Origin of the sequence: Chryseobacterium sp. MYb7 (assembly GCF_002979455.1) — a bacterium.
GTDB lineage: Bacteria > Bacteroidota > Bacteroidia > Flavobacteriales > Weeksellaceae > Chryseobacterium.
Window position 1 is genome coordinate 1 of the sequence record NZ_PCOU01000054.1, and the last position, 8,850, is coordinate 8,850.

Consider the following 8,850-nt stretch of genomic DNA (forward strand, 5'->3'; position numbering starts at 1 on the left):
GATTTTAGTTCTTTTTTTTGCAACTCTAAATTGCTAATTTTCTGGAAACTCTTTCTCTAAAAAGTTTAAACAGGTTCGTTAAAAGAAACTGTTTTTTATACAAAAATTCACGGTTATATTGTGGCGTTTTTAGTTATAAACTTTTCAGGAGGTTTTTCCGTATCAGTATAATTTTGGACAGAGGTTTTTCTAAGTCACTGTGATAAAAACACACTAACACGGCTTTTGAATCTTTCTTGTAGGATTCATAAAAACGAATGATCTTTTCTGCTAATTCACCTGCAGCTTATTTCATAAAGGCTAATGCTGAACTCTCTTTCATTGCATCAATGTCTTCTTCATTCTTTAAAGTGTCCAGCTTATAGCCATAGCAACAATCATTTTATCCAGACATTTTCTTTAGCCATACGGATAACCTCATCATTAAATTTCTTTTTGTCCTGTAATTTCAAAACAATAGATAAAGCTTCAACCACACAAAACATTAGTATTTTAAGTGACATACTATATATATTTAATAATTATATGGACAAAGCTAGATATATAACTTAAAGAATAGTCGCAGGAATGTGCAAAGACATAGACTCAATGTGAATTTGGATTTTCACGGCTTTGTTGATATTTCTAACTATCTTTAAAATTCAATAAACCACCTTAACAGATCAACAGCAATCTATATTCACCGTCATTCTCCACAGGGGCTCTGTGTACACATGGTAAAGCTTGTTGTTCTGGATGATCTACAGCAATTCGCCAAAGATGTCCCAGACCAAGATTAACAGGTTTAGCATTGGGTTTAGGCTGATAATGAAGATCAAAGAAATATTCTTTCAGGAAGTCTTCAAATTCTTCTTCCGGACCGTCATGCAATTTTTTGAGCTGTTCACGGATTTCAGGGATTAAAACTTTCTGCTCCACCTGATCATTGGCTATAATATCACTTGCAGCCCCATGATAAGTACATAAAAAAGTATCTGTTCCAATGGATGAACGGTCTACATGATAAGAATACACATCTGTTGAAATAAACCCTAACTCTTCATCCCGATCATAATATTTAAGTAAATTGAGAGATGGAGATGCTCCAAAATCTGCCAACAATTTCATATCATTTAAGATTGTTTCTCTTGCCACCATTCCTTCTTCTGAAAGCTGTAAGGCTAAAAGATCTTCCGGAAAAATTTCTGTAATATTATCTTCTGATTGAAGTTTTGAGACAATTTCCTTAAAATCTCCGGCAAGGTTTCTGTGCCAGCAAATTGCATTCATAGCTCCATGAAAATGGGTTTCTATTAATTCAGAAAAGGAAGAAACTATTTCAATTTGGCTGTTGTCAGAAAATATAGTGCTCATATTTTGGAGTAAAGAGTTTTAGAGGCTCAATTCTCTGCAAAAATACAGAATAGCTGATCAAAAAACGCTATTATAAAGATATGCGGACATAAAACTGCATAAAAAAAACAGCGCCCTCCATCAGAGAACACTGCTTATATATAAGGTTATTAATTTTCAGTTTTGTTTTTTTACTTCTTCAGGAATTTTTCTGTTACTGTTGAAGATTTAGTTTTAAGTTTAATATAGTATACTCCTGTCTGAAGAGAAGATAATACGATTTGTTCCTGCATCATATTCAAAGCCCCTTGTTTTACAAGCTGTCCCGTAGCCCTAAAGATTTCATAAGAAACCAAAGGTTCTTTACTTCTTATAGTAAGAACATCCTGAACCGGGTTCGGGAATAATTGAATTCCTGCCTGAACGGCTGTTTCTTCCACAGACATCTGACTGCATGCTGATTTAGAATATTTTGTAATGAAAGACTGGGATTTTCCTCCCGTTACATTTACCGTCATCGTATTGACGTTATCATTGGAATCTGTAAACAGCTGGTCATGAAAAAGACCTCCTAATACATAATTTCCGTCTTTATCTACAGCAATGGCTGTAAATTCATCCTGAACCTGAAAGTTACTCTGAATCTCTCCGGTACCAATTACTGCTCCTGTATCTTTATTGAAACGCACCAGCAAAGGATCTGATAAATCTGAATTGGGACGTGTCATTGAAAAACTTCCCCAAACCTCATTCCAGCTTCCTTTAGCATATGCCAGTTCATTTCCGTTCAATGCAATTTTTCCTTTCATGAAACGGTAGGCAGAAAAGCTTGTAAGCCCGTCCGGAACTTTTGCCCATTGTACTACTCCATCAGCATTAAGCTTCATCACAAAAGGAGTCTGTCCCTGATAGTTTTGTACAGGAAAAGAATAGTTCCCGAAAGTGGTAGGAACCGTTCCTGAAAAATAACGTCCTGAAATATAAATATCCGATGAGCCTGAAGCTTTGATAACAGAATGAATTTCATCATCCATAAATCCTGGTAAGCTATTATCAAATTCTTTTCTCCATAACTCTGCTCCGGTACTTCCATTAAATGCAAGTACATAAGCATCTTTTGTAAACGGAATATTATTGTACGAGAAATCTTCAAGATTACTGGTGTAATTTCCAACCATTCTTTTTCCGGCCAGATAGTATCTGTTTAAACTTTCATCATACAGCAGGTTTACTTTACCATCTGTTCCTCCTGCGCTTATCCCACCGGTAATAGGAAGCAATAAAGGAGTTGCAGGTGTCATATTTCCATTATCATAGTTGAATTTAACCAGATAATACTGAAACGATGTAGTAAACGTTGATGGAACCGTAATTAAACCATTTAAATGAGTTCCTGCTCTGAAACCCATAATAGCATGAATATTTTTAGATGAATCCATATACATCATCTGCACGTCACAACGTCTGCTAAGATAGCTGACATCTCCCTGCAAAGCCTTACTCCAATCTAATGTTCCGTCAGAAGTTTTGTATTTAAGCAGATAACCCGCTTTATGCGCAGGTTCTACCGTCTGATCATAATATGTATACAAAGGCATGGTGTGAGCAGCATCAAAATGCATGGGAACAGCAGTAGGGTCTCCGCTATACGAATTGTTATAAAGAGTAGCCATTACATATAATCCACCATTATTATCTACTTCAATATGCCAGGCATTTTCACCATCTTCTGATCCTCCGACAACCGTAGACCATAATGTATTACCCTGACAGTCTGTAGCAAACAAAACAAGATCACGAAGTCCATAATTGGGTACAGCTACACCATTCAGATTTTGACCTCCATTCCATACACTTGCGAGATAGTAGGTGTTGTTGTTATTATCTACAACAATATCCCTTATAGATTCATCAAATTGGTAATTAAACCCCGGATCGGCAGAACCAGATTGTCCGCCGGCCTGTTTTGCCCATTGCCACTGGTAAGTCTGGCTAAAAGATAATACCGGCAGCATAAGAAGCAATCCCCACAGTTTGTTTTTTAATTGTATCATATAAATTCATTTAATTATCACATATCATAAAAAAACAGTGCTCTCCGAAGAGAACACTGATTTATAAGTCACTAATTTTTAATTAGTTTTCCTTGTAATGATGTGTCTCCCGTTTGTACAATAACGATATAAACACCTTGCAGCCAGCCGGAAACTTCCACGTCTACCTCTCCGGAAGCCGCTTTTACTTCTTTACGGAATTTGACATTGCCCATGGCATCAAAAACTGTAATCTGTTTTGCTAGTAATTTTTCATCGCCCGTATTATACGAGATTTTCACTTTCTCCTTCGCAGGATTTGGTATCATTTTCAGAGAAGAAACAGCAGTAGCAGTAACGCTTCTTGATGCACTTCTCATACCCATCCAGTCCGGATCTACCGCTTTGGTACTAAACTTACATGTTTCATTATAGAATAAAACCTCGTCAGTACCCTGGAAGTTTGGATTTGGATAGAATGCTAATGGATTTGCATTCATATCATACATTCCTCCAGCCGGAATGGTAATAATAGATGGAATATAAACTCCGTATCCATTAACACTTGTAACATTAAGACTTATCGGCTGACCTCCTGTATTGTAAATAGCCCCATAAACCGCGTAGTGACCTCCAACCCACTTCATTCCTTTAATCTCTCCTTTAATCTTACAATCTGTTTCGTATCCGCATTCTTTACCTGGATAGTAATTCATGGTTCCTGATGTATACTGGCAACCTAAATGATTAACCTGTAACTGGTAGGTACCTGCATTTCCAATATATAATGGGAAGATGAAATTATTATTCCCACTTTGAATACTGTTTCCAAACAACATCCAATCATGATGATCAAATATTCCTTTTGGTCCTAAGATATAATTATTCTCTCTAAGACATTCATCATAGCATCCTGTAGGGAATACCCACATCAAGCTTTCAAGACTTAATGGTACTTCTACAGAATTAGATACTTTACATCCGCTTGGCGCAGTATAAGTAACTTGGAATACACCACCTTCATTCACAGTGATTGACTGTCCTGACATTCCATTGCTCCAGTTATAATCTCCCGCAGCTGGTCCTGATGCAGTTAGCTGAATTCTATAAGGCTGGCAGCTCACCAGATTGTAAGCTATCGTAACCGGTGATGGCGGATTGCTTACTGTAAGGGTAAAGTTTTTAGAACTCACACATCCTGATGCACCTGGAGTTCTTACTTCAAGAGTAAATACATAAGTACCAGCAGCTAATGATCCTGTATTGAAAGTAATTGGATAAGGACCCGGGCTCCAAGGAAGTGAAGCTAATGCACCATTTTTCTTCCATTGATATTCCAATGTATTATCGGTTACAAGACCCGTAAGTATTGTAGAAGATCCTGCACAGATATTAGCTTTACCTGAAATATTTACATACGGAGCATTTTTAACAGTCACTGTTGCCGCTTTAGTACTCATGATGCTTGTTTTACAACCATCAGGCGATACCAATACCGGCCAGTAAGTTCCTGACTGAGTAGGTGTGAATGTCAATGAATTTGGTGCTCCCGGTACTGGCTGAGAACCATTCATCCAGATATACTGGCTGGCAGTTCCTACAGAACCATTAAACACAAGTGTAGGAACAGATCCTGCACAAGCAACCACATTAATAGGTGAAATATTACCATCAATGAAGGCTTCTTTCACACTAATATTAGCAACTGGTGAAATATACACACATCCGTTAGGGGTAGTGATTTTTAGCTGCACTGTCTTTGCACCACTTGTATTATACGTAACTGTTGCACCTGATCCTGAAGCCACATATGCTGTACCATCAAAAAGCCATGTGTATGTATTCGCCGAGTTGTATCCTGCTGCAGTGAATGTAATAGGCTCACGTACACAGATCCATGCCGGAACCATGAAGTTGGTACTAGGAACCGGAGCTAATGTAACAGTTTGCGTAGTTGTACACGATGGTTTTCCTGGCGCAGACATTGTCATGGTGAAGGTATAAGTACCTGGCGCAAGGTTGTTATACGTAGCCGACTGTCCTGTTTGGGTTGGCTGACCCGGACTAGTGAATGTATAGGTAATAGATGACTGATTGATCTCAAAAATAGTAGAACTATTGAAAAGAGTCACATTATATCCGCCTCCGCTACATACTGTGCTTACACTGAATTTAGGCTCGTAGTTCTTTCTTACTTCAACAGCTTTGCTATACCAGCATGATCCATATCTTAAACGTACAAAAACAATATGTGCTCCTGCAAGAGTAGTTTGATATGTTGCTGTAGGCTGTCCCTGAGGAGAAGTTAAAGTAAGTACACTGTCTGATGACCACTCGATCTGATCAGGAGTTCCGGTATACGTTAACCCTGAAGTAGAAATTGTGTTACAACCTGACCATGTAGCTGTAAAGTTGATCTGAGGATTTGCGGTACAAGTTCCGCTGCTTGGGCATAGCTGGCTCACATTAATGTTCTGTGAAGAAACCACACAACCATTAATATCTACAGCCTGTACTCTATAGGTTCCAAAAGCGCCTGCTCCTCCTATAGTATAAGAATTGGTAGTAGCACCAGATATTGGTGTATTATTCTTGAACCACTGCCAAGAAACAATATTGGTAAGTCCTGTAGAACTATTTGCCGTAAGCGTATACGGTGTCATTGTTGTAGGATCACATACCAAAATATTATATACCGGAGAAACCGTAATAATAGTTTCAGGATATATAGTAAAGTTAGCGCTTGCAGTAGGCTTATAGTTACATCCGTTAGTTCCTGTATAAGTTACTGTCACCGTTTGAGAAATGTTACTTCCTGAACCGTTCTGGATATATCCGTTATTCGGGAAGCTATAATTTCCAGATGGATTATACGTAGTGGTATAAGTAGTTCCGTTAGCAAAAGTGAAAGTTACACTCGTTGCTGAAGTGATGATTCCCTGATTTACAGTGAATGTAAGATTGGAACCTAAACAAAGTCCTCCAACATTTGTGAAGCTCACTACAGGAAGCGGTAATAAAGATACCGGAACACTGATAATTTTTGTTACTCCACATTTTACAACTCTTAAGTTCAGCGTAGTATTGTTTGTTGAAGAAATTTCGTTGAAGTTCACAATGATATTATTAGTACCCTGTCCTCCTACAACACTTCCGAAGTTTGCACTTCCAAATGTCCATTCCATAAAATCCGGAACAATACCGTTCAGATTGGCAGTGAAAGTCTGAGTGCTGCTTGGACAGAAAGGTCCACCCGGATTAGGATTGACCGTAATCGTATTAAGATCCAATGCGGCTACACTGAACGAAATTGGAGCTGAAAGACATCCTGCATTACTCATAGATTTATTCTGTGCAGACACTGAATATGGCGAAGCACCAGCATTAAATATAACCGTTACTGAAGATCCAGCGTTACTCCCTTGGATTGTTCCGTTGGTAACACTCCAAACTGGTACCATCCCTGCATCTACAGAGCTGATGGTATACACATAAGGTTTTCCAGGACATACTTTAGTCTCTCCTGAAATAGTTCCTGTAGGCGCCTGTGGAATCGGTAATACCTTAATAATTCTTGGATTACTTTCACAACCTCCTCCTTGCTTCACAGCAACAATAGTATAAGTACCTGCTGTTGTAAAAGGATAAGTAAATGGTCCGGATACCAATCCCGAAGTGACAGTAGATCCTCCTGTAGTTACTTTCCAGATAACAGGTACATTAGGAGTAGCCGTAAATGTCTGGCTTGTTCCTGCACAGATCTCATCTGCACCACCGCTTATCGTTACCGGCTGCTCTACTTCGATATCAATAGAAGCATGTCCTTCACATGATAATAAAGTATTGAAATAAGTAGCTTCAAGGTGATAAATTCCAGGCTGAGTTGCCGAGAAAACAATTTCATTTCTCTGTTGGGTATTGACCAACTGACCTCCTGCAGGGCCTGATACATTCCAGTTAACTTTCGTTGTAGGCCATTGAGGAATAGAATAGGTATATTGCTTACCAGCACATACTTTCTCCTGACCTTTAACTTTTGCATTCTTTAAAATCACAGGAATTTTAATAGTAGTCCATTCAGGACAAGCACATTCAGACATATACATTACATATCCGAAACCATCCATAGGATCTACCTGATCCCAAACTACTTCAATTTCGTTTCCGTTATTGCTTACAATATTTCCTCCAATAACTTTCCATTGTCCTTTGTTGCATCCATCCTCTGCATTGTATTTCTCTGTACTTCCTTCACATACTACAGAAGCACAGTTAATCTGTACAGGGTAAGATTTCACTACCTTGATCTCTTTTTTATACTTACTCTGGCATCCACACTTATTGGTTACAGTAAGCTGAATGGTATAAGTACCAGGATTAGTATAGACGTGAGACGGCTCAAAAGCGGTGGAAGTGGAAGTAGTTCCATCTCCGAATTGCCAGAAATAATTGACAATATCTGACCCTCCGTTTTGCTCGGAAAGGTTATCAAAGTACACCGTTGTATTGTTACATACGGTATAATCCAGATTCAGCAATTCAAATTTAGCAATCGGTCTGTTGATTTTTTCAATACAGATGGTCTGTGTTTCCACAGTTCCGTCGTTGTAAGTGATAACAGCCTGTAAAGAACCATTACCTGCAGCCCCCCACGTAACATACGCTAAGGTATTTCCGGTTCCGGAAATTGTGGCTGTTCCTCCTGAGACTGACCATTGTACGTTAGAAACGTTGGATCCCTGCACCATGTATTTTACCGGATCTATTGATTTCTCACAGACCCTGAGACACTGGGCGGAATTGATGTAGGAACTGGCGATTCCGTTGTCAGGAACCTGACCTTCTTTTTCGCCGCGGAATTCCTGGCATCCGACCTCTTCGGTCCATGTAATTCGAGCTTGTGCTTGTAGTACCCAAGGCACTAAAAGCCAACATAGCAGGAGCCATCTGATGACGTGCTGCCTACCAAAATAGGTGTTGTTTTTCATAGTTATTAAAAAGTGTTATTAATTTTTTGTCAAATTAATAAAAAAAACAATATAATAATCATTTAATAGTGAAAAAATAACACAATTTCACAACTGAAGACCAACAATATAGATAAATCCCTATTTATATGTTATTTCACCCACATATTAGTTATGTGAAAAAAATTATCCGAACTCCATGTTGAGAGCCATATATCATTTTTAAATAAATAAAATACTTAATTTTTATCATTAATAAAAACCAAAACAATCATTAAAAATCTAAATAGTTTATTTTTTTAATTAAAAATTGAATATAAATTAAAATTAACAACTTGTAAAATTGAATTAAAAAGAAAAAAAATTTTAGATGAAAATCTTTACTTTTCAAAACATTTTTTCACAGCATTGAGTTACTTGCTGCATTCCGTTTTATATATTAAACCTGTTTAAACTTTTATTTTTCTTAGGAACAAAATAGAAAAAGCCAGATAATGTAGGCTGATCCATGTAATATT

General features: G+C 37.8%; 3 protein-coding genes. All 3 read right to left on the reverse strand.

Annotated elements, in window-relative coordinates:
- Positions 1–654: 654 nt before the first annotated feature.
- The gene (locus CQ046_RS23110; protein WP_105704521.1) at positions 655–1,353 is read right to left on the reverse strand and encodes a DUF1826 domain-containing protein; all 699 of its coding nucleotides are present in this window, start codon (positions 1,351–1,353) and stop codon (positions 655–657) included.
- Positions 1,354–1,523: 170 nt separating this feature from the next.
- The gene (locus CQ046_RS23115; RefSeq protein WP_105704522.1) at positions 1,524–3,386 is read right to left on the reverse strand and encodes a T9SS type A sorting domain-containing protein; all 1,863 of its coding nucleotides are present in this window, start codon (positions 3,384–3,386) and stop codon (positions 1,524–1,526) included.
- A gap of 71 nt (positions 3,387–3,457) precedes the next feature.
- Positions 3,458–8,353 (reverse strand): PKD domain-containing protein, encoded by a 4,896-nt coding sequence (locus CQ046_RS23120; protein ID WP_105704523.1) that lies wholly within the window; start codon positions 8,351–8,353, stop codon positions 3,458–3,460.
- Positions 8,354–8,850 lie beyond the last annotated feature (497 nt).